Raw genomic sequence first — 25,737 nt, forward strand, 5'->3', positions numbered from 1 at the left:
TCGGTGCGAGCCGCGTCGTCAAAAACTCAAATCGTGCTTAGGTCCTCTTCTTATCGATAAAAAACAACGCGCATGGTTGGGTCAAGTTGTTTTTTATGGATAAAGTTCATGCTAAAAAGGACAAGGTATTGTTTGGAGGAAGGTGCGATGCGAACCGACACCGTCTACAAGAAGGCCTTCAATCGAACTGCAAGCATGCTGCGCGATGGACAACTGGCCGGGGAACTTCCCTCTGAGAATGAGCTGAGGCGGCTCATCGGCGTCAGCCGCACCACCGTTCGAAAGGTTCTGCAAGAACTCGTTCGCCGCGAGCTTGTCACTGTACGCAACGGCATCAGGACGGCGGGACGAGCGGTCGACGAAAATGACTGCTATCCCGACGCCGAAACCACGCCGCGGGCCAAGCATGTCGAACAGCAATTCATGGAGTGGATGCTGCGCGGCGACACCAGACCTGGCACCAGCATCAACGAGCTTGAGCTAGCGCGGCAATTCGGTGTTGCGACCAACGGAATTCGTGAGTTCCTGATCCGCTTCAGCCGCTTTGGGCTGATCGAGAAAAGGCCGAATACGGGCTGGCTTTTCAAGGGCTTCACGGAGGATTTCGCACTTGAGCTGTTCGAGATCCGGGTGATGTTTGAGCTGCGCTCGGCGCATCTGTTTTCACGGCAGCCCGACACGTCTCCCCTGTGGGACAAGCTCGCCGTGCTCAAGATTGCGCATACCGAACTGTTGAAGCGAATTGAAATCCGCTTCCACGATTTTTCCGGCCTCGACAACCGCTTTCATCGGCTCATAAACGAGGCTTCGCCGAACCGCTTCATCGACGATTTCTACGATATCATAACTTTCATTTTTCACTACCACTACCAGTGGAACAAGCAGGATGAAAAGCAGCGCAACCAGGCAGCAATCCTTGAGCATGTTGCCTATATCGATGCACTCGAAAGTCGCGATGCCGAGCGCATCAAACGGGCCTGCCAGGCGCATCTCGCTTCGGCAAGAGCAACGCTGATGCGATCGCTGATTTGGACTTGATGAACGACGGACGTCCCCGCGCCATTGAGGGAACCGACGCATCCCTTCAGGAATGCGTCGAGACAAAAGGCTCAAGCGTGGCGGATTTCCGTTCCCAGCACCTTGAGGCATTCACGGATGAACGCCGCCAGCGCCGTCCAGCCTTTGGCCGAAACCAATGTCCCGTCCACATAGGCATCGGTGGGCGATAGATCGATGTAAGTGCCGCCAGCAAGCGTCACCTCCGGCTCGCAAGCCGCGAGCGCCGCCACCTTCTTGCCACGGACGACGCCGTCGACCGCAATCAGAATCTGGACGCCATGGCAGATCGTGAAGATCGGCTTTTTGGCGTCGTGGAAATGACGCACCATAGCCTGCACGCGCTTGTCGGTGCGGATGTATTCAGGGCCGCGACCGCCGGCGCAGTAGACAGCGTCGTATTGGGCCAGCTGCTTTTCAGCCTCGGAGAAGGTCTTGTTGATCAGCGCGTTGTGACCGGGCTTTTCGGTGTAGGTCTGATCGCCCTCAAAATCGTGCAGCGATGTCTTGATCATGTCTCCAGCGCTTTTGTCGGGGCACACGACATGAACGGTGTGTCCCACCGCTTCCATCGCCTGCTGATAGACGAAGATTTCATATTCCTCGGTGAAATCACCGGTCAGCATCAGGATCTTTTTGCCTGGCATATCTTTTCCTCTCGGCTTGTTTCAGGGGCGAGGTGCACTTCGCGCCTCCAGGGATCGAAATCGGCTCAGAACGGGGGATAGCATTCGTAGGCGGTAGCCTGGGCGTACAGTGACGCGTCGGGCTTGAGGGTGCCTCGGACAAGCAACATCGCTATGGCTACTCGAACGCAGGCAGGAGCCTGTCCCGCGAATTCTCGATGTGCACACGCATGGCTTTTTCGGCGGCGTCCGGATCGCCCGCGGAGAAGGCAGCGAGAATGGCCTCGTGCTCGTCGAGCGCCTCTTCTGTCACCCGCGAATGATACATCAAGCGGAAGATATGGAAGTGGGTATGCTGGTGATTCAGCGTCTCGCGAATGAGCTCGTTCTGGGCGAACTCGACGATCTTGTCGTGGAAGATCGCATCCTGCCGGGCGAAGTTCGAATAACGCAGGCGTTCGTCTTTGCCCACCCGCCGGGCCATGACGCCGGCTGCTTCCTGCAACACGGTAAGGCGCTCGTCGTCCAGTGTGGCGGTGGCTTTGGCCGCGGCGGCAGGTTCAAGCAGAAGGCGCAGCTCGTAGAGCTCGTCAAAGCGCCGGCGGGTGATTTGCGGGGCCGCCCGGTAGCCGATGAGGTGGGTCTTCACCACAAGGCCCTCGCCCTCCAGCCGGCCAAGCGCTTCACGAATGGGGGTATGCGAGACGTTGAATTCCTTGACGAGATTGTCGACGGTGATGCGCGATCCCGGAGCAATTCTCAAAGACATCAGTTGCGCGAAGATTGCCTCGTAAACGTCGTCAGCCAGGCTGTTGGCGCGCTGGATGCGGCCGGTCGCGCGGGCTTCATTGTCGACCGTCAGGTCCGTGTTCTGCATTGTTTGCCTCTTGACAGAAGCACCCACTAACACGATGCTCCGCCCAATTCAATCCTATATCCTATACGATTTTATAGAGGATACGCGTGAGAATGACCCGGAGTCCCTACATCCTCGGGTTTGAGCGGCTCCAGATAGCCCTTTGAGGCGAACTCAGTACCACAAGACGATTTCCTCAGGAGATAACTGACGGATACCTTCTCGTCATGCCAATTCCCAAGCCGAACCAGAAAGCGTTCGCCGATCGTGGTGCGCAGCCACTCCGCAACCGGACGGGTCCTAGTTCGATCGTAATAAACATGTGCATGATAGCTGGCTATTTCGGAAAGGAGCCTAGGTTCATTTTTCGCGCTGGAAAGGTCCATTTCATATCTCCCGAATGCGCTCGCTTACCCGGTGTATTCTATCAGCGAAGGTCACATATTCGATGTACGGACATTAGAGCCGCCGCCTTTCATCATCGCGCAGGCCGCTGGACATGTGGAGGATCCAATCCACCACGAAATTGACTGCCACCGTCAGCAGGCCGATGGCGGCGGCCGGTATCAGCGGCGTGATGTCGGCGTAGGAAATCAGTGCGGCGCTTTCGCGGACCATAGATCCCCAGTCAGCAGTGGGCGGCTGTATCCCCAGGCCCAAGAAGGCCAGTGCCGAAATGCTGAGAAAGACGAAGCAGAAGCGGAGCCCGAATTCCGCGACAAGAAGAGGTAGAATATTGGGCAGCACCTCGCGGAACATAATCCAACTCAATCCTTCACCGCGCAGCCGCGCCGCTTCCACGAAGTCGGTTGCAAGGACATTGGCCGATAGCGACCGTGTCAGACGAAAGATGCGGGTCATGTCCACCGCGGCAATGGCTACAATCAGACTGGGAATCGATGAACCCGCAATGGAAAGGAGTATCAGGGCAAAGATCAGCGGAGGGATTGCCATTAGCGCGTCGGTCAAACTCAGGAGCAGTCTATCGGTCCAGCCGCCCCTGATCACGGTGAACATGCCCAATACGCCTCCGACACCGAAAGAAAGGCAGACGGTCGCGATTGAAATACCCAAGGTATTTCGCGCGCCAAATAGCAAACGAGAAAACGTGTCTCGGCCGAGTTGGTCGGTTCGTAAAAGGAATTCATGGCTCCAAGGCGCGAAGGGAATTTTGGAGACCACTTCCGCTTCGCCATACGGCGCCAGCAGAGGTCCAAAAATAGCGGCGGCTATATAGATTGCCACTACGATCAGCCCAAACAGTTCGCTGAGGGGGGCGCTGGAGAGAAGACGCCAGGCCTTTTGCATCCATAGAGGTTTCTTCATGGCTGGAACTGAAGCAGGAGCTATCATTTCGGGTGAGCCAGCCTCGGATTGGTAGCGATCGCGATCAGATCAGCCAGTAGGTTCAGGATGACGAACGCTACAGCAAAGATGAGCGTGCAGGCCTGAATTACCGGAACGTCGCGCAGGCGAATGGCGTCCACCATGGTCTGGCCTATACCGGGATAGACAAACACAACCTCCACCACCACCACGCCTACGACTAGATAGGCTAGGTTGAATGTAATCACGTTGGCTATGGGCGCCCAGGCGTTGGGCAACACGTGACCCACAACGATCCGCCACTCGGGCAGCCCCTTAAGCCGGGCACACTCGACATAGGAGCTATCAAGCAGGCTGATGATTGCGGCTCGGGTCATCCGCATCATGTGGGCGAGGATCACAAGCGTTAGTGTGAGGACTGGCAGAGCGATGCGTGACAATTTCTCAGTGATCGGCATGTCCGCACTCATGCTTGCCATCGAACTGAAAAGTGGAAACTTAACCGCCAAGAGCAGCATCAGCATGTAAGCGACGAAGAATTCCGGAAAAGAAATGGTCGTCAAGGTGATGGCGTTGAGCAGCCGGTCGAGCAAGGTGTTCCGGGCAAGCGCCGTGAGCACGCCAAGAACGAGCGCAAGCGGGACCGCCAACAAGGCCGTGACGCCGGCCAGCAGTAGAGTGTTCTGAAGCCTTGGAAGCACGACGTCCGCAACGGGGCGCTGCTTCGTGCCACGCGCCGTAAACGAAACGCCAAAATCACCCACTGCCGCGTGGGCGATCCATCGTAGATATCGTTCCGGTGCAGGACGGTCTAGTCCCAGATCCTTCTCAAGCGCAGCCACAGTTTCCGGGGTGGCGGAGTGGCCGAGCGCCGCTCTGGCATAGTCGCCGGGCAGGAAAGCTATGGCAGAGAATATAAGAACAGAAACAATGAAAAGCGTGTAACACCCTAGCAGCAAGCGATTGGCTATAGTCGCGCCGAGAGTTCCGCTCAGCATATTGGAGAGCTTCTTCATTTCAAAGCGGCCCCCTGCATGCTATGCCCGTGATGCACGCTGTCCCGTCTCTTTGCCGCAATCGCTTCCTCTGGCCATCGCTTCCGGAAAATCTCTGATCCGTCGGCAAATGCGCAGATATCGCCGCTCAGCCGGTGACCACTCGCTCTCGACGTCAGCGAAAAGGATCCATTCAACTCAATCGCCCAGCCATCCCGCGCGAGGCGAAACTCATGCGTGACGGTGGATGTGCTCACGCCCCCACGACCGAGGCGATATTCTGTTGCGACCGTATGTTCGATCTCTGTTGCGATGTCGGGAAGCAGAGCACGCGTGTAGTTGCCAAATACACCCGCGTGCGATGATATCTGCAGCGCACGCTCTCCAGCCGTGGGACATTCGCGCGATACCATCTTTGTTTTCGGAGGCGAGAGGACCACCAACTCGGATGGCCGCCGAGTCGCTATCAAGGCAAACGGTTGGGAAAGCACCATCTGTTGCCTGCTGACGGGCAATACAAGCTGCACGTCAGAGAGACTTCGACCGTCGAACGTATGGTCGGGCTCGGGAGCGATCATCGGCCATAGTCCATCGGATATTACGACGCACAGGCGGCTGCCGGCTCGCAGCCGCCGTACGACGGTGTGGAAGCTGATGCGACGCTCGATGCCCCATGGGGCGACCGGGTCATAAGGTTGCGACGCGCCACGAGCAATTTCGGCCGCCTTTCCGTCTGGCGCTATTTCATAGAGGCGGGCCACCAACTGACTGGCCGAGGCGTGCGAACCGTATCGCAAAGACAGTTCAGGTGTTCCACATAGGTCCATAGATTTCGCGATCGGCTTCGCCCAGAACTGAGCGTAGTTGTCCGCGGTACCCAGGTCTTCGCATCCCGATTCAGGCAGAATGACCCAGTTTACGTCCAGCGAGGGCTCCAAAGTGGCTACGCCCTCCGGTGTGTTGGTCGCCAGGGCCAGGACCTCTTGGATCGGGGGCTCGTCCGGCGTCACCCAGTACCCATGCCCGGCTGGACCACTCATCCACAAAACTGTTCGAGGCTCGCTCTCGACACCGGTGTCTATTCCCTTCAACCAGTGGTCCCACCAGCGCACGGCTTCCGCCGGGAAGTCTATCGCCTGGAACGCCGCCTCGTGTGGATAGCAATGGTCCCATGGACCCATGGTAAGTTTCACGAAAGTGGTGCAGTTTTCCAAGAGGCGAAAACCGGCATCTCGGTAGTGGTCCGCGGTGCCTGCGAATATGTAAATGGGGCAATCGATAAGACTGTAGTCGGGCGCGACCGAACCTTGCCGCCAGTAGGGATCGCTGCGACCGTGACGCATCCATTGGCCGGCCCAGAGCGGCTGGGCAGCCAGTCTGTTCAGCCATTCCGTCACCCACGTTTCCCCAACTACGTCTGGATTTGGCGGCAGCGCTGAGTACACCTGCATGAACGATGCCCAGACCAGATTGGACGCCAGCAGACAGCCGCCCTTGTAGTGAATGCACTCCCTGTAGCGGTCATCCGATCCCATAACCGGAATTATTGCCTTCAGCCGAGGAGGCCGCCTTTGCGCCACCAGAAGAGCGCTATATGCTCCCCAGGAGTGGCCGAAAACACCGACGTCTCCTGAGCACCAGGATTGCCTGCCGATATAATCGATGACCTCCTCAAGATCGTCGATTTCACGCTCGCAATACTCATCGGTCAGCACCCCATCCGAGTCGCCCGTTCCCGAAATGTCTACCCGAATGGAGACATAGCTGCGCTCGGCGAAGTAGCTGTGAGTGATGCTATCTCTGTCGCGCGTCATGTCGTGACAGCGGTACGGGTTGTATTCCAGCACGGCAGGACAAGGCTCGGCGACGTCCGGCATGAATATCCTGGCAGCCAATCTCCTGCCGTCACGCAGTGGTATCCATGCATGCTCGATGAGCCGAACTGCATTCAACTCAATCAAGAGAACCACCAACGCTCGGCGAACTTGTATCCGTCAAGGCGCCAGTTGCCGGCCAGAGGGCCGTGCCCGACATTGTCGCGCAGGCCCATGACGTAGCTGTTGTAGCTCAATACAACCACGCCGCCGTCGTCGCGGACAAGTCGCTGCATCTCCGCGTACATTTCGCGCCTTAAGTTGTCATTCTGCTCAGCCCGTGCCGCGACAAGCAATTGGTTGAACCGCTCGTGCTTCCAGAAGGTGTCGTTCCAGGCAGCGCCTTGGGCATAGGCGTTGGTGAATATCCAGTCTTCGCTTGCAGGACCGACCCAACTTGCAGCGCACCACGGGCGCTGCATCCATACGTTCGACCAGTAGCCGTCGTCGACCTCCCGGATCACATTGACGTCGATGCCCGCCGCCCGGGCCGCATCCTGCACCAACGAGCCAGTCTCTACGCCGCCTGGAAACGGTGCATTGGCGACACTGAGGTCGACCTTCAGCGAAGACAGTCCTGCCTGTTTGAGATACCACTTCGCCTTGTCGGGGTCGTACTTTCTCAATTCCAAGTTTGAGTCAAAATAGCGATAGGCGGAAGAAATAGGATTGTCATTGCCCGGTTTCGCATATCCAAACATGACCTTTTCGACGACCGCATCGCGATCGATTGCGTGTTTGATCGCCATTCGCACATTGAGATCGTTGAATGGAGCGGTGTCCGTGCGCATGGGCAAGGTGAAGTGCTCGGTACCTGCCGTCTCCTCGATCTTGACGGCGGGGACCTGCTTCAGCCGCGACGCGATCTGCAGCGGAACCTGATCAATAACATCAACTTCGCCGGTAATAAGCGCGTTGTTCCGCGCGGCATCATCGATGACCGAGCGCAATTCGACTTCGTCAAAAAAGGCGCGATCGAACTTGAAGTAGTTCGGGTTGCGCGAGAACACCGCACCGACACCCGGATCGAGGTTCTGAAGGACGTAAGGACCAGTCCCCACCCCCGCCAAAGGATCAATCTTGCCATCTGCCGAGGGCAAGATGACAAAGTGATAGTCGCTGATCGTCGAGGGAAAATCCACGTTCGGCGCCTTGAGCCGGACCTGGATCCGATCTGGTCCGTCCGCCTTCAAATCCTCCACCGCATCGAGGAACGGCTTGGCAGCCGACTTTGAATTATCACCGCGATGGTAGTTGATAGAGGCTATGACGTCGTCGGCAGTCATCGTTTTGCCGTTGTGGAACTCAACGCCCTTCCTGAGCCGAAACGTCCATTCGGCAGGAGATTTTCCTGACGACCACTCATCAGCGAGTTCAGGAATGATGTTGCCGCTGCTGTCTATCTCAGTCAAATGGTTGAAGGCTGTGTAGGCGATAGGAATAGTGAACGGGCTGTCCATCACCGCCGGGTCGACAGTGTCGGACGTCGCCCCACCGGCCAAAGCGGCACGCAGCCGACCGCCTTTTTTTGGGGTCAGCGCCGCAGACCCCCCTGTCGAAGCCATCAGCACGCTAGCCGTCATGCCGGCCAACGCCTGTCGTCTATTCAATGCGAGTTTGCGAGCTTTCATCTTCGGCTTCCTCCCATTTTTGGCGGACGGTAACATTTTTGCTGAACGGTGCAACAAAAATCCATGTAAGAGGCTTGTGGGAAGGCTCCTCAATGGAAACCGTTGCGAACACCACCTATGAGAGGCGACAACGTGAACTTGGAGTCGGCAGGGCACAAACGATGGGTCAGCACAAAACGTGGCAGGAACGCAGGGAACAACTTATCGAGGCGACGATCGTGTCGATCCATGAGGACGGCCTTGAAAAGACAAGCATTCAGCGCATCGCGAAACGCGCCGGATTAACCGCCGGAATCGTGGGCCACTACTTCGGAGACAAGGATGGCCTGCTGAATGCCACCTATGATGCGCTTTACGCCAAGATCCTGGCAAACGCGGAACGTGCATCGAATTCGCAGCAGTCTCCTGCCGCCCGGGTAAAGAGCATCCTGTTGGGATATCTAAGCCCGGATCAACTCACGCCCGAAATTGTCACCGCTTGGTACGTGCTCGTAGCGCGCCTTCGACACAGCCCCGCGTTGCAAGAGATCCAATTGAATGCGGAAATGACCGTCCGCGGCAAACTTCGTGCCCTACTCAATGAAGAGCTTTCGAGTACGGACGCGGAAGCTCTGTCACGCGGCTTGTTCGCCATGGTAACCGGCTTCTGGGTTCTCATGGCCTCGGATCCAGCCTCTCAAGACTACGACGCGCATCGAAAAAGCATCCTGTCCGTCATCGAACGATTTCTTAGAGCCTACTCTCTAAGGGATACCCCAGATTAGGCCGATTAAGAAGTATAATAGTTTTTAGTTTATTGTTGTTTCCTGCAGTTCTATCCATTGAAAGACCCCTTTAACTTCCCGCCTAATTCGGCAGTTTGCGCTTAGCCGGCTGCGATAGACGTTCGAACGAGCTGCTACCTACGTCATGGCATCCACTCGCCCGCTCACTCGCCTGGCACTGCGGACTACCAAGGATTGGGTGGCCCGCCGGGGACGCCTTGCGCCCAAGACACGGCCTTACCCTTGACCCGCAGGCCCGCCTCCAATCAGCGATCATCTGAATGCTCTCTTCCAAGCGAGCGGTACGGCCGATCGAGATCGACAGTTCCCCTCGCCCGCAAGATGGGCAACTTTTTGCAGTTGCTTTGCGGTCAGGGCGCCCAGCATGACCTTGCACCGCCGCGATTGCCCAAGGTGCGTCACCAGACCTCAGGCTTGAAGCCAGGCCTTGTCGAAATAGGTCTCCCCCGTCGGATGCATCCTGCGACCCTGCACGGCCGAAGCCGAGTGGCAAAACAGCTTGCGCCAGAATGGCTGGATGATGACGCCCGAATCCTGGAGGATCTTTTCGGCCTTGCCGATAAGCTCGCGCCTCGTCGTGTGATCGGCGACGGATAAGGCCTTCGTAACGATCTCGTCGAATGCCTTATCGGAAAACGAGCTCTCGTTCCACGCCTCGCCTGTGCGGTAGGCGATGGCCAGCGTCTGCACGCCGAGCGGGCGCATCGACCACACCGTCAGCGAGAATGGATATTTCGTCCAGTCGTTCCAGAACGTAGATCCCGGCAGCACCGTGCGCTTGACCTTGAACCCCGCCTCCCGCAGCTGGGCTGCAACCGCGTCGCCGGTGTTCTTGTGCCACTCCTCGTCGAGCGAGATCAGCTCATGCTCGAAATCCACCTGGCCGGCCTCGGCAATGAGTGCCTTGGCCTGCGCCAGGTCGCGGGCGACTGGCGGCAGTTTGGCGTAGTCGGGCTGGATGGGGCAGACATGATGGTTCTCGGCGGGCGAACCCAGCCCGGCATAGCCGAGAAGCAGCACAGCCGAATTGTCGACCGCCAGCTGCAGCGCCCTGCGAACCCGCACGTCGTCGTAGGGCTTGGCTTGCACCGAGGTGCGCGCGACGATGGTGCCAGCGGTCAGGATTTCGGATTTCTGCAAGCCGAGCCCGTCCATCACCGCGACCATGTCGCCCGTCGTCTCATAGTTGGTGTGGACTTCTTCCGCCTCGAAAGCACTGACCAGCGCCGTGGGGTCCGAGCCGTAGTCTATGAACTCGACGCCATCAAGATAGACCTCGCCGCCCCACCAGGATCCGTGTTCGCGGCGCTTGAAGACCGCCCTTTGCCCGACTTCGTAGGAAACGAGCTCGAACGGCCCGGTGCCGACGGGATTGGCCAACAGGTTGCCGCCGGACTTGTCGTAGTCACGGTGGACGAGCAGAGCGGGGTAATCCGAGAGGCTTGGGATGATCGAGATGTCGGACGCTGCCAGCTGCAAGCGGACCGTATGCTCGTCGACCTTCGTAACGACGCCGTCACGCAGCTTGCCGGACTTTTCGTCGATCAGCGCCCCCATGCGCCCGGCCATCGAATTGCCGGGAGCACCCTTCTCGCACCAGCGCGCGATGTTGAACATCACGTCATCGGCGCTGAAATCGTCGCCATTGTTCCACTTCACGCCCTTGCGCAGATGGAGGACATACTCTGTCGCGTCGGCATTGACCTCCCATCGCTCCAGCAGCATCGGCTCGAAGGTGAAGTCCGCCGTGTATTTGACGAGAGTTTCCAGAAATTGCCGCCCGGCATTGCCAAGTTCAGCCTCGTCGAATGTGCGCGGATCCTTCATGCCCTTGACCGCTGTCGCGACCTTCAGGACGCCGCCCTTCACCGGCTCTCCGGCGCGCGCCGGAGTCGGCGCCGACAAGCCTATCATCGTATAGGCAGCAGCCGTGGACAGGCCGAAGGCGCTGGCGATTGCCAGGAACTCGCGGCGGTCAAGTCGCCCGGCTCGCGTCTCCTGCGCAAAGACCGCCACCTTCGTCCTGGTCTGGCAATTCATCTCTGAGACTGTCGTCATCTGATGTTCTCCTCTCACATTCCTCGCACCGCTCCCCGCAGGCAGCCTGCTCTCCCTTCGCCTCGGCATCGATCCGAGACGTGTCCCATTCGCCCGACAACAGGCGCTTCGAAATTGCCAGGCACATCGCGGCGCGCTCAGGCCGAGAGCCGGTCGCAATATCCGTAGACCGACAGCCTCTCGACCCCGGTCTCGGTGATCAGCACCTGCTCCTCGAGCTTTACCCCCTCACCACCGTCCTCGTGGCCGATGAAACTTTCGACGCAGACCGTCATGCCGGGGACGAAAACCTCATTGTCGTCGTTACCGACATCGTCCCAGTCCGAGGCGTGCGCGATGATCGGGTACTCGCCGGTCATGCCGCAGCCATGCAGCACGGAGAGGTAGCGGTGCTTCTGGTAGGCGCCGGGGATCAGCCAGGCGCTCTCCGCGAACTCCCGGAAGCCAAGCCCTGGGCGCAGCAAATTGACGTTCTTCTCGATCTGCTCCTGGGCAAGCCCGTAGATCGTCCGTTGCGCCGCGGAGGCCCTGCCGTCGCCGGTCAGAAATGTGCGGGAGAAGTCGCTGTAGTAGCCGTAGCAGCCGACCGCGTCGGTATCGAAAGCGACCAGATCGCCGGCCTGGATGACCTTGTCCGAAGTCTCCTGGAACCAGGGATTGGTGTGCGCGCCAGAGGTCAGAAGCCGCGTTTCGATATAGTCGCCGCCGCCGGCGATCAGTTTCCGGTGCAGCACCGACCACAGCTCGTTCTCGGTGACGCCCGGAACCAGCGCCGCCTCCATTTCGCGCACAGCAGCCTCGGTAAGGCGCAAGGAGGCGCGGATTATGTCGACTTCGCCGGGAACCTTGAGGCCGCGCGCCTTTTCCACCGGGATCTGGGCGTCGATGATGTCAAAACCTGCCGCGGCGAGCGCCAGCATCGCTCCGGTCGTCGTCGCCTCGACGCCGATGCGGCGACCGTTGACACCATGCCTGGCGACCAGTTCCTCGATGTCGGCGACGAACGCGCTGAGGTAGCCGATATGTTTGTGGCCGGAGTGCAGCGGCATGATCGGCCGCGCCGGCCGGATCTCGTCGACGGTGGGGCGGTTTTCGGCCAGATGCTCGCAGGCACGGTATTCGAACAGCACAACCGGCCCGACCACCGGAATGAACACATAGCGCGCCGGATTGCGCGCCGAGTAGACCTGCATGTTGCGCACACCGGTGGCGTAGCGGATGTTCACGGGATCGAAGAGCAGCACGGCCGAGAGATTGTGGGTGGCGGCTTGCTGGCGAACGCGGTCGAGCCGAAGCATCTCGACGCTGCGCACGGTGTCCAGCGACAGCGTGGCGTATCGCTCGGCAGCGTCGTGTACGAGGCTCGACATGAAAAATGCTTCCCTCCCGGAGGGCGCAAACTGCGTCCGCCGTTAATTTGGTCGAATGACTTGATGCGGTGTCCGGGATGCCGGGCCCAACGCGAGGCGTTGCGGCCAGGCAAAACTGCGCTCGGGGCAGCGCGAATTCCAATTGATTATTCCTCGGCAAATCATTCTAAATTCTCATATGACCTACCTTGACCGCAGACACTACCAGTTGCTGATCGCCGTGCGCCGGCACGGCCAGCTCAGCGCCGCCGCAACATCTCTGGGCCTGACGCAGCCGGCCGCCAGCCATCAGGTCCGGGAGGCCGAGCGCCGGCTCGGCATTCGCCTTTTCGACCGAGTGGGTCGAGGGATCCGATTGACGGAAGCAGCCGAGCGGCTGCTGGAAGCCGCTGTCTATGCCGAAGATACGCTGAAGACCGCGGAAGCCGACGCCATTCAGCTGCATCGCGGCACATCGCCGGTGTTGCGGATAGCCGTCGGCCACTACGATCATGTCCATTGGTTGCCGGTGGTCGCGGCTGCGTTGAGCAAGGAGCACGGCGCGCTCAAGCTCGAACTCGTCAGGCTGGCGAACCACGATCTGCAATCCGCTGTTGTCGCCGGAAGCGCCGACCTGTTCTTGTCACCGGGCAGTCCGGAACTCGAAAGCCTGCCGTCGATACCGTTGTTCCAGGACAGGCTGGTGGGCGTCGTGCCGCTTTCCGGTGAGACCGGCGCGCCGTTGCAAGCCGAATTCTTTGGCAGACAGAGATATCTCGCCTTTTCATACCACCCGGCGCACGGCTTCGAATACGAACGTTACTTCAGCCCGGCAGGCGTCTGGCCGAAGGAGATCGTCCGAATCGAGTCGACGAGCGCCATCATTGAACTGGTTGCCTCAGGGTTCGGAGCGAGCATCCTGCCGGCCTGGTGTGTGCCACGAGATGCGGCGTCGCACGGGGTCACGCTTTGCGATCTAGCCCCGAAACCTGTGCACGTCACCTGGCATGTCTTCGGCAGGTCGAAACTCATGGAGGGCAATGTGAGCATTCTGAATACGTTTGCCTCAGCCATCAGGTGAGAAGCTTAGGGAAGAAGCCGACGGTATCGTTGGCGCCGCGCCGAGCTGACCGCCTCTTGTCCAAAGGACACTGCCACCGGTGATGCTACTAGTGTAGCTCAGCCGAGAAAAATACCCGCTTTCAGTTTGTCCAGAAGCCTCTCCAGCATCTCGTCACAGCGCCGGATTTGCTCAACGGTCAGGGGTGCGGGTGCGGCACAAGGGCGAGCAGAAGACGCTGTCTGCCCGCCGCGAGATCGTGCTCGCGGCCGGCGCGATCAACTCGCCGAAGATCTTGCTGGCGTCCGGCATCGGGGAAGCCGCCGAGCTTCAAACGATCGGCATAAAGCCGGTTGTCGACTTGCCAGGCGTGGGCAAGAACCCTCAGGACCATGTCGACGGCATGATCACGGTCCGCTCCTCGAGCACCAGGACGCTCGGCCTGTCGCTGCCCAACCTGCCCCGAGTGCTGGCGGCGCCCTTTCAGTATTTTGCCGGCCGCAAGGGCATGCTCACCACCAACTATGTCGAGGCCGGCGGCTTCGCCAGGACGAAGTACGCGAATGGCATTCCCGACGTCCAGTTCCACTTCGTGCCCGGCTATCGCAGCCATCGCGGCAGGCTGGTGGAGTACGGACATGGCTACGCAATCCACACCTGCGTGCTCAGGCCCAAAAGCGTTGGCGAAGTCAAGCTGTCAGGTCAGGCATCGAACCGGGACGTGCTGATCGATCATCGCTTCTTCTCAAACGAGGAGGACGCCAAAGTGCTGGTCGAAGGCATCAAGATCGCGCGTCAGATCTTTGCCGCATCCGAGTTCGACGCGATCAGGGGTACGGAGATGCTGCCGGGCAAGGATGTCCGTACAGATGATGAAATCCTCGCCTATCTGCGCGCCGGAGCGCTGACCGTCTATCACCCCGTGGGGACCTGCAAGATGGGAACGGACGCCAAGGCCGTCGTCGATCCGGCAACGCTGAAGGTGCGCGGCATCGCTGGCTTGCGGGTCGCGGATGCGTCCGTCATGCCGAAGCTGATTTGCGGCAGCACCAATGCGCCCAGCATGATGATCGGACAGCGGGCAGCGGACATGATCCTGGGACGGGGATCGTCGCTGTAGCGCAATTCGAGAAAAAGAGCGTAGCGGCCTTCCGTCCATAATCGCGCAAAAACAAATGGTTGGAGCGGTCAATGAATCAGACGCTGAACCGCTCCCTTTTCAACGGTGCTCCGGCCACACGCTGGACCGAGACAGGCAAGCGCCCGTGTCGGGCTCAAGCGGCTTGATCGTCCCGCTCACCCGTCTCGCCGTTGATCTCGCACAGCAGCCTTTCGTTGTCGGCCTTCGGAAACCGCTGGCGAACGCGGCGGTCGAAAGTCGTGAATATGCCGACGAAGGAGTTGGCGCAGTGCTCCAGCATCGTGTCCGCCTCCTGTGCGGAGATGCCGAGCTGGCTTTGCAGAAAGACGATGAACTTCCGCCGTGCTTCAGGATTTCGCAGCACGAAGACCGACTGCGTGTCCCTTTCGATGCGCCGATGCTCCGAGACGGCCGAGAAGGTTCGCAGATCCGCCATCAGCCGGATATCCCGCGATGAAGCACCGACCTCAATCGCGATCGTATCGCTGTCGAGTGTCCAGTCCCCGCGCACCGGGTCGAAGGCGCAGAGATCCCGCGCTGTCAGCTCGATGGTGATCCTGCGGCTCTCGCCGGAGCGCAGCGCAACCTTGCGGAAGCCCTTCAGTCCGCGGATCGGCAGTTTGAGGCGCGGCTTGCCGTGGCGGGCATCGAGCTGGCAGATTTCCTTGCCTTCCACCGCTCCGATGTTGGTAACGGTGAAGCTTGCGCAAACGCGCTTCGGTCGTCGAGGCCCTTGGCGCCGGTGGCGACACCGCCCCCCCTCGCCGCCTTCACGATCCTGCTGCAAACCATTCGCGAAGCGGCAAGCGGGGTGGCCTGAAGCGGTGGACCGTTCGAAGCGGGCTCCGGTCTCGTCGGGGATTTCCTAACCCAGGGGTTAACGAAACACCGTAAAATATCATTTTACCGAACCAAAACCCTAGTGCACTGTGGCGAAGGAGGATCAACATCACCAAGGTCGGGCGCGCCGGCATTTCGGGCGAAATCGCGCCTGTCGTGCTGTTCTTGTGTTCGGACGGAGCATGCTGGGTCAACGGCGCCAATCTGCCGGTTGACGGTGGCCTCGAGGCCTCGATCAATGCCGAAATGCTCGGCTTCTAAGGCTCTATCCAGAGCGGGGGAAAGAACAATGGATATCGGACTTCTGATCGACGGCGACGAAAGGGCGGCGACAGGGAAGGCTTACTACGAACGCCTGGACCCGTTCACCGGCAGACTGGCGACGCGCGCCGCCGCGGCCAGTGTCGCGGACGCCAATGCCGCGGTCGACGCCGCAGCGGCCGCTTTTCCAGCGTGGTCGAAGACAGGCCCCGGCAAGCGCCGTGCTCTGCTAACGAAGGCGGCGGACGTGATGGCTTCCAAAGTTGGCGAATTCACGAAGCTGATGATTGAAGAGACGGGTGCCACCGGGCCCTGGGCCGGCTTCAACGTCATGCTGGCGGCCAACATGCTGCGCGAGGCCGCGGCCATGACGACGCAGATCTCCGGCGAGATCATCCCGTCGGACAAGCCCGGCACGCTGGCCATGGCGATTCGCCAGCCGGCGGGCGTATGTCTCGGCATCGCGCCATGGAATGCGCCGGTCATTCTCGGCACCCGCGCCGTGGCGATGCCGATCGCCTGTGGCAACACGGTGGTGCTCAAGGCTTCGGAAATGTGCCCCGGCACGCATCGGTTGATCGGCCAGGTACTGGTCGAGGCTGGCCTGCCCAAGGGCGTCATCAATGTTGTTACCAACGATCCGAAGGACGCTGCTGGCATCGTCGAAACGCTCGTCGCACATCCAGCGGTCAAGCGCGTCAACTTCACCGGCTCGACCAAGGTCGGCAGGATCATTGCCGAGTTGGCGGGGCGGCACCTGAAGCCGGCGCTGCTCGAACTCGGCGGCAAGGCGCCGCTGCTGGTGCTCGACGATGCCGATATCGATGCGGCGGTGAATGCCGCCACTTTCGGCGCCTTCATGCACCAGGGCCAGATCTGCATGTCGACCGAGCGCCTGATCGTCGATGAAAAGGTTGCCGACGAGTTCGTCTCCAAACTCGCGGCTCGCGCTTCGAAACTGCCGGCCGGCGACCCGCGCGGCCATGTCGTGCTGGGCTCGCTGATCAGCAGCCAGGCGGCCGACAAGATGGAGGAATTCGTCGCCGACGCGCTCGCCAAGGGCGCGAAGCTGGTCGCTGGCGGCAAGCGAAGCGGAACCGTGGTGGAGGCAACGCTGCTCGACCACGTGACACCGGCAATGCGCGTCTATGCCGAAGAATCCTTCGGACCGGTCAAACCGGTGATCCGGGTGAAGGGCGAGGACGAGGCCGTACATGTGGCCAACGACACCGAATACGGCCTGTCGTCAGCCGTATTCAGCCGCGACATCAAACGCGCAATGGCGGTTGCCGCTCGCGTCCAGGCCGGTATTTGCCACATCAACGGCCCGACCGTCGGCGACGAGGCGCAGATGCCCTTTGGCGGCGTCAAGGGCTCGGGCTATGGCCGTTTCGGCGGCAAGGCCTCGATCGCCGAGTTCACCGATTTGCGCTGGGTGACGATTGAGGACCCGAACCAGCATTATCCTTTCTGATCAAATGGCATTTTGGAATACGGATGTCTTTGCCACCTTGGGATAACCGCAGCCCGTTGGCTTGTAGCTACCATCTGCGTGCGCACGCTATCGATAAGGTTTTCAAGAATGCTACTCGCCGAGCGGGACCGTAAAAGCTCGCCAAGACCGTGAAAGAGATAAACAAGGCCCGCGACGGCGGCAAAGATCGTTTGCGAGGGCAGTGATTTTAGCGACGAGAACAGCGCCCTTTCAGGTAAAATAAACGCATAGGTCCCTTCCCCTTGACATTGATCAGCCCTCGAGGCTGGAATGTGTATGAACTGCCGAGGGTAATCTTGGCGTCCTCGGTCACCTGAATCTTTCCGGCCCTGCCCTGCGATTCCATCCTTGCCGCCGTATTCACAGTGTCCCCCCACACGTCATAGAATAACTTTCGGGTACCGATCACTCCAGCGACCACCGGACCTGTGTGAATCCCGATGCGAACTGTGAGATCATCACTCTGCAGCGCAGCCAGCTTATTACAGCATCGAGCATGTCGAGCGCCATTTCTGCGACGGCTGCCGCATGGCCTTCGCGCAATTCCGGCATGCCGCCAGCTACCATATAGGCGTCGCCGATGGTCTTAATCTTCTCCAACCTGTGGCCTTCTGCCAGCGGCGTGTTCGAGTCGGCAAGTGCCCGCAATATCGGGATGACCCTAGGCGTAGCTTTGGCGATCCTGGCGCTCTTGCTCGGTGCGTCGGCCAATCGAATCGCCGAGGGAAATTGGATTCGCGCGGTCAACAACGTCGGGACGTCTGCGATGACGGACCAGGTGACCGAGTTGGCCGCCGTAGTAGCCAAAGCCGAAAAGACCAACGTCATAACCACAATAATCCTCGGGCTCGCGCATATCTGTGTCGTCTTGAGCCGAATAGTAGCCTAAGATTTGGACCATGCGGACCGAGCGCAAAAACGATTGGCCGCAGGTTACAATTGCCGGGGGAGAACGCCTCCCGAGGGATGGCTAGATGTCCTCCGTCGATTCTGTCGCAGCGAGATTACTGTCGGCGACATTGATGTTCGATCGGGCGTCGTTGCTGGCGCTCGAGACCTTAGCTGCCGAATCCGATCGTCGCGTGCTGAGACGCGGCGAGGTTCTGGTTCGCGAAGGCGATCCATCGGACAGGTTTTTCATCGTCCTGTCGGGTCGCTTTACGGTCCACAAACGAGATTCAACTGGCTCGGTAGCGGAAATCGCTCAGGGTGAACTGGTCGGTGAAATCGGCTTCTTCGCAGACCTGCCCCGGATGGCCACCGTCCGCGCAGCGCGCGATTCGATCGTCCTTGAGATCAGTCGCAATCATTTCGAGAAGGCGGCCGAGACCTTGCCAGGCCTGAGAGAGGCCGTCACGACATTTCTGGCACGCCGCTTTGCGAACCAATCTCCAAGTTTGTCACGTCTCGAGAAACCTGCCAGGATCCGAACGCTTGCGATCATTGCAGCTGGCGGAAGTCACAATGTCTCGTCAACCTTTGTCGGGCACCTGCGGCAGGCATTCGGCTCCGTTGCGCACGCTCAGTTCGTAAGCCGGTTGGATATAGACGCTAGATTTTCCGGTCTTCCGGCCGACGACCCGTCGATCCTCAACTGGTTGAATGAATTGGAGTCGGAAACCGAATTCATCGTCTATGTAGCCGATGAAGAGCCGAGTGAATGGACAGGTGTCTGCATTCGCCAGGCGGATTCAGTCCTGTTCCTTGCCAACGCGTCGTGCTCGCCTCAGGTGAACCCATCCGAGGAACTGGCGCTTTCGGTGCATCCACCATCGACCGGGCGGCTCGTCCTCGTTCACGAAAGTCGCTCAGCAGCTGTCTCGGGTACCTCTGCATGGCTGGATAGGCGTCCCGATATTGGCCATCATCATCATGTTGCATTGCTGGACGGCTCTGACGTCGAACGCCTCGTCCGATTTGTTTCCGGCAAGGCACTAGGCTTTTTAGCGGCCGGGGGTGGGTCCCTCGGTAGCGCTCATCTGGGCGTCTACAAGGCTTTCGTCGAGGCGGGCGCGCGCTTCGACTATCTTGGCGGCACGAGTTCCGGAGCAGCGATGATGGCCGGCTTCGCCAGAGGATTGGATGCGAAGCAGATCGATCGGAGCACACACAACATATTCATCAAGAGTCGGGCACTTCGCCGTCCAACATTACCGCGCTTCGCACTTCTGGATCACAAGGCGTTCGATCGGGCGCTTCGGGCGGAATACGGCGACGTTCTGATCGAGGATCTTTGGCTTCCGTTCTTTGCGCTTTCGACCGATCTGAGCGGCCGTGCGCCCTATGTCCACCGTCGGGGAAAGCTCTGGCAGGCGGTTCGGGCATCAGGTTCCCTCCCGGGCGTCCTGCCGCCGTTCTTCACGGCTGACGGCGATATGCTGGTGGACGGCGCCATCACGAACAACTTGCCGCTTGATCAGATGAAGGAACTGAAGACCGGTCCCAATGTTGTGGTGAGCTTGGGGTCGAATGCACCGCAGAAATACCACGTCGACTATGAGCGCATCCCCGGGGCTTCCGAACTGGCGGTCGCCATGCTGAACCCTTTCGGTCGTGCTCGATTGCCCAAGATCCCCAGCATGTTTCAGGTCATTGCGGCGAGCATGTTGGCACACGGGCCGCAAGACATTGCCCTGGGCGAAGAGGATGTGCTTGTCTGCCCCCAGATTTCCAGCGCGATCAGCTTCATGGATTGGAGTCGGCATTCCGAGTTGTTCTCCGACGCCTACGACACCACGACCCGGTGGATCGAGGAACATCTCCGCCAGAACGATCCCAGACTCCTAGCGGTGCTCGGCAATGTGCCTACTTGTTAGAGGCGGCAAACCCATCGGGTTTGGTGACAAACTTGATGAGATAACCGAGATCGCGACAATCGCAGATCCGCTCTCGGTTGACGAATGACGTCGCCGAGCCATTCGATCGTACGCCGCGGAAGCGGACTCAGGTTTCGTATCCCTTTGGGACGTCGTACCTTGTGTCGAACTGGTCCCAGAGGCCAAGGCGAAGACCATCATCGAGGCAATGGTCGAGCCGTAGGCTCACAGGGCGCGGTCCAAAGCTCAAACCATCGAAAGACACAATCAGTACGCGATCACGCAGGCCACCCCTACGAAGGTCAGTGGTAGTAGATGCCGCCGTCGACGTTGAGCGACTGTCCGGTGACGAAAGCCGACAGGTTCGAAGCGAAGAACAGCACCGGCCCGACGACGTCCTCCGGCGCGCCGAGACGCTTCAGCGCCGCGACATCTTCCCAATGGTGGATGGCCGTCTCGCTGCCGAGATTGTTCCTGCCCATCTCGGTCAGGATGATCCCGGGGCAGATGGCGTTGACGGTGACGCCGTCCATGCCGACTTCCTGCGCCAGAACTCGCGTCAACGTGATCACGGTCGCTTTCGTTGCCGCGTAATGGCCTTGCGTCGGCACGCCTTGCCGCCCGGCGATGGAAGCGATGTTGATGACCCGGCCCGATCGCTTGGCGCGCATATGCGGCAGCACGGCTTGGCACATCATCAGCACACCCTTGGCATTGACATTGAAATGCGCGTCCCAGCTGGCCTCGTCGAGGTCCTGGAGCAGGCTCGGCTTCAGGATGCCGGCATTGTTGACCAGAACGTCGATGCTGCCGGCCGCCTCGAGCAGCGCGTCGACCGTTGCCTCGATGTCGCGCTTCTTGCTGACATCCATCGTGTAAACATAGGCCTTGTGGCCCGCCGCCTCGATCTCGCCTCTGGTCACGTCGAGCTCGGCGGCCTGCGACCGGAGATCGGTGACGGCGACATCGAAGCCGGCCTCGGCAAGCCCCTTGGCGAGCGACCTGCCGATGCCGCGGCTGGCGCCGGTGACGAGTGCCGTCTTGCCCTTCGCTTCGGGAAGAATGGTCATGCCGCTTGCACCTTTGAAGTCTTGACCGGGAGCGAATTCATCGCCGCGATCGTGTCGTCGAATGAAACGAGTTTGCCGTCAGAGCCGAGGCCCATCGCCACCTTGGCGGCGACCGCCGTGGCGAAGCGCGCCGACTGCCTGAGATCCCAGCCCTTGACGATGCCGACGATGATGCCGGCAGTGAAGGAATCGCCGCAGCCCGTGGTGTCGAACACCTCGACGTCGAAGGCCGGCAGATGAAAATCCTCGCCATGCTCCGGCGAGACATGGACGCCGCCGGCGCCGAGCGTGAGAATGCAGTTCTTCACACCCTTGGCCTTGAAGAAAGCGGCGACGCGGCCAGGATCCCGGTCATGCGCCATCTCGCCGGCCTCGTCGATGCTCGGCACGAAATAGTCGATATAGGGCAGGCACGGCTCGACCAGCCGCCACGTTTCGGGTGTCGCCTGGATAAGGTCGAAGGTGGTGGTGCGGCCAAGCTCCTTGGCGCGCTTCAACAGCTTGACCGTCGGCTCACCATCAAAACGCTTCAACAGGCCGGTGCCACCGACATGAACGACTGTCGCATCCAAGGCAGCGTCGAGATCGGCATCAGTGACTTCGAACAAAGTGGCTGTTCCCGGCACATGCAATGCCGGCCGCTCGCCATTGGGCCGCACCGGCAGGATGGTGGAGGAGGTCTGGACGCTGCCGTCGCGGCGCACTAGGCCGCACTCCAGCCCATATTTCCCGAGCTTGGCGAGGAACCAGTCGCCCATATCGTCGGTCCCGAGCGTGGTGACGGCCCTGGTCTTCAGCCCGAGGATGGCGCAGTCCATGCCGGTCGCACCGGCCGTTCCGGCGACCGTCATGCGGATCTCCTCGATATAGTCGGCGCGGCCGCCTTCCGGGATGCGCGACACCGGCCGTCCCAGGATGTCGAGGACGTAGAAGCCGATCGAACTGACGTCGAATTGTGGCATGGTTGGCTGACCTTTCGAACTCAATGGGTGGCGCGGCGCAGGCCGAAGCTCACGGCCAGCACCAGGAAGACCAGCACGCCGATGCCGACTTGCTGCCAGTAGAAATTCCAGCCGACGAGCAGCAGCCCGTTCTTGACGATGGCGAGCAAGAGGACACCGAGCAGCGTGCCGATCACCGAGGGCTTTCGTTCGCGGCTGAGCGTCGTGCCAATGAAGGTGGCGCCGATCGCGTCAAGCAGGAAAGCATTGCCGGACAGCGGCACGTAGGACTTCACCGTCGCCGACAGCAGGATGCCGGTGACGCCGGCGAGCAGCGCGCACAGCACATGCACCATCGACAGTTCGCGCGGCACGCGGATGCCGGAATACCAGGCGACGCCCGGCTGTGCGCCCATCGCCTGCACGTAGCGGCCGAAGACGGAGCGGTGCAGCAGGACGTGGACCGCGATGGCCAAGACGACCAGCACGATCACCGGTGTCGGTACGCCGAACAGAGCGGTGCGGGCAATGGCGTTGAACTGGTCGCTGGCATAGCCGCTGGTGAGGTAGATCGGCTGGCCGCCGCTGGTGGCAAGCTGCTGCGTGCTTTGGCCGATGAACAGCACGCCAAGCGTCGCCAGGAACGGGCTGATGTTGAGCCTGGTGATGAGGATCGCGTTGAGGATGCCGACGATGAGCGCTGCACCCAGCCCGCCGCCGACGCCGACCACGCCGCTGTAGCCGGCGGCGAGCAGCATGACGAAGACCATGCTGGCCATGTCGACGGACACGCCGACCGAAAGATCGATGCCGCCGGACGAGATGACGATGGTGAGGCCAAGCGCCACGATCGCCAGCATGACGACGTTGTTGACCAGCACGTTGAACAGGTTCGCCGGGGTCAGGAAGGTCGGGCTCGCCACAGCGAAGAAGATGACGATCGCGGCAAAAGCGATGAGCACGCTGTATTTGGCGAGGAAAGCGCGCAGGCTCACTTTGGCGGTGTTGGGGTTGGCCGAGACGCTCATCTTGAACCCTCCGAGCCACGGGCAAAGGATGTGATGGCGACCACCAGCAGGATCAGCGCGCCTTGCACGCCGTTGACCCAGTAGCTGGAAACGTTGAGCAACTGGAAGCCGTTGGCGAGCAGGCCGATAAACAGCACGCTGAGCAGCGTGCCGCCCATGGTCGGCACGAAGCGGCGGGAAAAGACCGTGCCGAGCAAGGCCGCCGCCAGCACCGACAGAAGCAGTTCGCCGGAACCGGGCGTGCTGGCCGAGAGCCGCGATACGGTAAGGATGCTCGCCACCGCCGCGCAGAAGCCGCTCAGCACATAGGTGAAGGAGACATAGAACGGAACGCTGAGGCCGGCCGCGCGTGCCGCTTCCGGATGGCCGCCGACCGCGTAGAGCCGCAGCCCGAACGCCGTGCCATGGATGATGGCGATGATGATCGCGGAGAAGACGATTAGCGCCCAGGCGAGCGCCGAGATGCCGAAAAAGCTCCCAGAGACCAGGAAGGCGAGCAGCGGGGAGGATGCGCCGACAACCGTGTTCTGGGTGAGCGTGAGTTCCATGCCGGCCGCGACGTTGAGCACGGCAAGCGTCGCCAGCAGCGGCAGGATGCCGAGGCCGACAACGGCAAGGGCGTTCAGCGCACCAATCGCCATGCCGACGGCGATGGCCGCGAGCACCGACAGGAAGTCGCCATAGCCCATCGACAGCAGCGTTGCGTAGACGGCGGCGCACAGGCCCATATTGGCGGCGATCGACAGGTCGATACCGCCCTCGGTGACATCGGAGCCGCCGCCGATGATGACGGAAGTCATGCCATAGGCGAGCACGCCGAGGATCGCCGACTGCTCGACGACGTTGATCAGGTTGAAGGTCGAGGTGAAGCCCGGCGCGAAGACGACGAAATAGGCCATGATCGCGGCGAAGGCGGCAATCGCGCCGAGCCGCACGACAAGGGTGGCGAAGCGCCGGCCAGCACTTTTGCCGGTGGCGCGGGCCTCGTCGGACGCGCCGGCTTCGGTGTGGAGAGTGGTCGCGCTCATGCCGCCACTCCGTCAGCGTTGGAGCGGGCGCCTGAAGAGGCCGCGAGCAGCGCGTCGCTGTTCATCGACGGGCCGGAGAAGGTGCCGGCAAGCCTGCCGCGATAGACGACCAGCACCCGGTCGCAGATGCCGACAAGCTCGAGCAGGTCGGACGACAGAAGCAAGATCGCCGCACCCTCGCCCGCCAGCCGGTTCAACAGATTGTAGATCTCGACCTTGGCACCGACATCGACGGCCACCGTCGGCTCGTCCAGAACATAGACGCGCGACTGGCAGCTCAGCCATTTGGCGATCGCCACCTTTTGCTGGTTGCCGCCGGAGAGTTCGCGCACCAGCGCGTCGCGGTGCGGCGTCTTGATCGACAGCTCCTTGATCAGGCCATCGACCGCCTGGTTCTCGCTGCCGCGGCTGACCAGTCCGCTCTTCGAATAGCGGCGCAGGCTGGCGAGTGAAATATTCTCGCGCACCGACAGGCCGAGCGCCACGCCATGCGCGCGGCGATCCTCCGGCAGCATGGCGATGCCGTCGCGCACCGCCTTGACCGGGGTCGACAGCGACAGCTGCTTGCCCTCGACCTTGATGGAACCGCCATCGGCGGTCTTGAGGCCGAACAGGCACTGCACGATTTCCTTGGCGCCGGATCCGAGCAGGCCGGTGAGGCCGACGATCTCGCCGGCGCGAACGTTGAAGCCAATGTTTTCGAAACCGCCACCGAGGCGCAGATTGGCGACTTCGAGCACCGGCGCGCCGAGCGTAACCGAACCCTTGGGAAACATCTCGCCAACATCGCGGGCGATCATCATCGCGATGATCTCATCGATCGATGTCTCGCGCGGGTCGACCGTGCCGACATCGGTGCCGTTGCGCATCACCGTGACGCGGTCGCAGAGCTTCTCGATCTCCTGCATGTAGTGGGAAATGAAGACCACGGCGATGCCGTTGTCGCGCAGCCGGCGCAGCACGTCGAACAGGCTGTCCACCTCGCGCTTGACCAGCGCCGCCGTCGGCTCGTCGAGCACCAGCACGGACGCTTTCTGCGCCAGCGCCCGTGTGATCTGCACCACCTTCTGCTGTGCCGTGGTCAGGTCCTTGACCAGGGTTCCCGTCGGCAATTCCATGCCGAAGAACCGCTGCAACAAATCGGCCGCCTTGCGCTCCATGGCGCGGCGGTTGACGAACGGCCTGAACCCGATTTCGCGGCCGAGGAACACCGCCTCGCCGACCGTGGCGGTCGGCACGAGCAGCCTGTCCTGATGGATGAAATGCACGCCGAGCTTTTCGACCGATGCCGGCGAAAGCGAGGTAACAGTCTCGCCATTGATGACGATGGTGCCGCTGTCCGGCCGGATGATGCCGGCCAGCACCTTGATGATCGTCGACTTGCCCGCGCCGTTCTGGCCGACGAGGCCGAGGATCGAGCCGCGCTCAATCTCAAGGTTCGCGTTCTCCAGTGCACGCACCGGACCGAACCGCTTCGATATATCGCTCATTGATACAGCAA

22 protein-coding genes and 1 pseudogene are annotated in these 25,737 nt (G+C 60.6%); 7 read left to right on the plus strand and 16 right to left on the minus strand.

Annotation, left to right across the window (positions count from 1 at the left end; all coding sequences use genetic code 11):
* Nucleotides 1-147: 147 nt before the first annotated feature.
* Nucleotides 148-1,038, plus strand: coding sequence for a GntR family transcriptional regulator (locus ACSQ3Z_RS18940; RefSeq protein WP_436173943.1), 891 nt, complete (start codon nt 148-150; stop codon nt 1,036-1,038).
* A gap of 71 nt (nt 1,039-1,109) precedes the next feature.
* On the opposite strand, the gene ACSQ3Z_RS18945 is transcribed toward ACSQ3Z_RS18940, so the two are convergent.
* From ACSQ3Z_RS18945 to ACSQ3Z_RS18970, 6 genes are all read right to left on the minus strand, one after another.
* Nucleotides 1,110-1,703 (minus strand): DJ-1/PfpI family protein, encoded by a 594-nt coding sequence (locus ACSQ3Z_RS18945; protein ID WP_436172830.1) that lies wholly within the window; start codon nt 1,701-1,703, stop codon nt 1,110-1,112.
* A 157-nt stretch (nt 1,704-1,860) separates the two neighbouring features.
* The gene (locus ACSQ3Z_RS18950) at nt 1,861-2,559 is read right to left on the minus strand and encodes a GntR family transcriptional regulator (protein ID WP_436172831.1); all 699 of its coding nucleotides are present in this window, start codon (nt 2,557-2,559) and stop codon (nt 1,861-1,863) included.
* A 438-nt stretch (nt 2,560-2,997) separates the two neighbouring features.
* On the minus strand, nt 2,998-3,846 hold the full coding sequence (locus ACSQ3Z_RS18955) for an ABC transporter permease (protein ID WP_436172832.1): 849 nt from the start codon (nt 3,844-3,846) through the stop codon (nt 2,998-3,000).
* 41 nt (nt 3,847-3,887) lie between these two features.
* Nucleotides 3,888-4,880: an ABC transporter permease gene (locus ACSQ3Z_RS18960; protein ID WP_436172833.1), complete on the minus strand. Its 993-nt coding sequence runs from the start codon at nt 4,878-4,880 to the stop codon at nt 3,888-3,890.
* Complete coding sequence (locus ACSQ3Z_RS18965) at nt 4,877-6,829, minus strand: CocE/NonD family hydrolase (protein WP_436172834.1); 1,953 nt, start codon at nt 6,827-6,829, stop codon at nt 4,877-4,879. Before ACSQ3Z_RS18965 ends, ACSQ3Z_RS18960 begins: the two co-directional genes overlap by 4 nt.
* Nucleotides 6,817-8,364 (minus strand): ABC transporter substrate-binding protein, encoded by a 1,548-nt coding sequence (locus ACSQ3Z_RS18970; protein WP_436172835.1) that lies wholly within the window; start codon nt 8,362-8,364, stop codon nt 6,817-6,819. The genes ACSQ3Z_RS18965 and ACSQ3Z_RS18970 overlap by 13 nt, the downstream gene beginning before the upstream one ends.
* Before the next feature lie 92 nt (nt 8,365-8,456).
* Between ACSQ3Z_RS18970 and betI the strand changes: the two genes are divergently transcribed.
* On the plus strand, nt 8,457-9,128 hold the full coding sequence (gene betI, locus ACSQ3Z_RS18975) for a transcriptional regulator BetI (protein ID WP_436172836.1): 672 nt from the start codon (nt 8,457-8,459) through the stop codon (nt 9,126-9,128).
* Between the two features lie 429 nt (nt 9,129-9,557).
* Here betI and ACSQ3Z_RS18980 read toward each other — a convergent pair whose 3' ends face one another.
* Together ACSQ3Z_RS18980 and ACSQ3Z_RS18985 are read right to left on the minus strand one after the other, a co-directional pair.
* A complete protein-coding gene (locus ACSQ3Z_RS18980) occupies nt 9,558-11,207 on the minus strand; it encodes an ABC transporter substrate-binding protein (RefSeq protein ID WP_436172837.1) in 1,650 nt (549 codons plus the stop codon).
* Nucleotides 11,208-11,344: 137 nt separating this feature from the next.
* Entirely contained in the window at nt 11,345-12,577 is a 1,233-nt protein-coding gene (locus ACSQ3Z_RS18985; RefSeq protein ID WP_436172838.1) for a M24 family metallopeptidase, read from the minus strand.
* Nucleotides 12,578-12,785: 208 nt separating this feature from the next.
* Between ACSQ3Z_RS18985 and ACSQ3Z_RS18990 the strand changes: the two genes are divergently transcribed.
* Both ACSQ3Z_RS18990 and ACSQ3Z_RS18995 read left to right on the plus strand, forming a co-directional pair.
* Nucleotides 12,786-13,637 (plus strand): LysR family transcriptional regulator, encoded by an 852-nt coding sequence (locus ACSQ3Z_RS18990; RefSeq protein ID WP_436172839.1) that lies wholly within the window; start codon nt 12,786-12,788, stop codon nt 13,635-13,637.
* Nucleotides 13,638-13,827: 190 nt separating this feature from the next.
* Complete coding sequence (locus ACSQ3Z_RS18995) at nt 13,828-14,736, plus strand: GMC family oxidoreductase (protein ID WP_436172840.1); 909 nt, start codon at nt 13,828-13,830, stop codon at nt 14,734-14,736.
* A 154-nt stretch (nt 14,737-14,890) separates the two neighbouring features.
* Here ACSQ3Z_RS18995 and ACSQ3Z_RS19000 read toward each other — a convergent pair whose 3' ends face one another.
* Complete coding sequence (locus tag ACSQ3Z_RS19000; RefSeq protein ID WP_436172841.1) at nt 14,891-15,433, minus strand: fibronectin type III-like domain-contianing protein; 543 nt, start codon at nt 15,431-15,433, stop codon at nt 14,891-14,893.
* A gap of 269 nt (nt 15,434-15,702) precedes the next feature.
* On the opposite strand from ACSQ3Z_RS19000, the pseudogene ACSQ3Z_RS19005 reads away from it, so the two are divergent.
* A pseudogene (locus tag ACSQ3Z_RS19005) lies at nt 15,703-15,858 on the plus strand (SDR family oxidoreductase); the annotation flags it as partial.
* A 28-nt stretch (nt 15,859-15,886) separates the two neighbouring features.
* Nucleotides 15,887-17,332 carry an aldehyde dehydrogenase gene (locus tag ACSQ3Z_RS19010; RefSeq protein WP_436172842.1) on the plus strand — a complete coding sequence of 482 codons (1,446 nt, stop codon included), beginning with the start codon at nt 15,887-15,889 and terminating at the stop codon, nt 17,330-17,332.
* A gap of 208 nt (nt 17,333-17,540) precedes the next feature.
* On the opposite strand, the gene ACSQ3Z_RS19015 is transcribed toward ACSQ3Z_RS19010, so the two are convergent.
* Both ACSQ3Z_RS19015 and ACSQ3Z_RS19020 read right to left on the minus strand, forming a co-directional pair.
* A complete protein-coding gene (locus ACSQ3Z_RS19015) occupies nt 17,541-17,774 on the minus strand; it encodes an adenylate/guanylate cyclase domain-containing protein (protein ID WP_436172843.1) in 234 nt (77 codons plus the stop codon).
* Nucleotides 17,759-18,181, minus strand: coding sequence for an adenylate/guanylate cyclase domain-containing protein (locus ACSQ3Z_RS19020; RefSeq protein WP_436172844.1), 423 nt, complete (start codon nt 18,179-18,181; stop codon nt 17,759-17,761). Before ACSQ3Z_RS19020 ends, ACSQ3Z_RS19015 begins: the two co-directional genes overlap by 16 nt.
* Nucleotides 18,182-18,327: 146 nt before the next feature.
* Here ACSQ3Z_RS19020 and ACSQ3Z_RS19025 point away from each other — a divergent pair, with 146 nt between their 5' ends.
* Entirely contained in the window at nt 18,328-20,169 is a 1,842-nt protein-coding gene (locus ACSQ3Z_RS19025; protein WP_436172845.1) for a patatin-like phospholipase family protein, read from the plus strand.
* A gap of 302 nt (nt 20,170-20,471) precedes the next feature.
* Here ACSQ3Z_RS19025 and ACSQ3Z_RS19030 read toward each other — a convergent pair whose 3' ends face one another.
* Genes ACSQ3Z_RS19030 through ACSQ3Z_RS19050 form a run of 5 tightly spaced genes read right to left on the minus strand, consistent with a single transcriptional unit; the run spans nt 20,472 to nt 25,726 of the window.
* On the minus strand, nt 20,472-21,239 hold the full coding sequence (locus ACSQ3Z_RS19030) for an SDR family NAD(P)-dependent oxidoreductase (RefSeq protein WP_436172846.1): 768 nt from the start codon (nt 21,237-21,239) through the stop codon (nt 20,472-20,474).
* Complete coding sequence (locus tag ACSQ3Z_RS19035) at nt 21,236-22,201, minus strand: carbohydrate kinase family protein (protein ID WP_436172847.1); 966 nt, start codon at nt 22,199-22,201, stop codon at nt 21,236-21,238. The genes ACSQ3Z_RS19030 and ACSQ3Z_RS19035 overlap by 4 nt, the downstream gene beginning before the upstream one ends.
* 20 nt (nt 22,202-22,221) lie before the next feature.
* Nucleotides 22,222-23,208, minus strand: a complete 987-nt coding sequence (locus ACSQ3Z_RS19040; protein WP_436172848.1) for an ABC transporter permease — start codon at nt 23,206-23,208, stop codon at nt 22,222-22,224.
* A complete protein-coding gene (locus ACSQ3Z_RS19045) occupies nt 23,205-24,236 on the minus strand; it encodes an ABC transporter permease (protein ID WP_436172849.1) in 1,032 nt (343 codons plus the stop codon). Before ACSQ3Z_RS19045 ends, ACSQ3Z_RS19040 begins: the two co-directional genes overlap by 4 nt.
* Nucleotides 24,233-25,726, minus strand: a complete 1,494-nt coding sequence (locus tag ACSQ3Z_RS19050) for a sugar ABC transporter ATP-binding protein (RefSeq protein ID WP_436172850.1) — start codon at nt 25,724-25,726, stop codon at nt 24,233-24,235. The genes ACSQ3Z_RS19045 and ACSQ3Z_RS19050 overlap by 4 nt, the downstream gene beginning before the upstream one ends.
* Nucleotides 25,727-25,737: the final 11 nt, after the last annotated feature.

The sequence above is a fragment of the Mesorhizobium sp. LjNodule214 genome, from assembly GCF_964252735.1.
GTDB lineage: Bacteria > Pseudomonadota > Alphaproteobacteria > Rhizobiales > Rhizobiaceae > Mesorhizobium.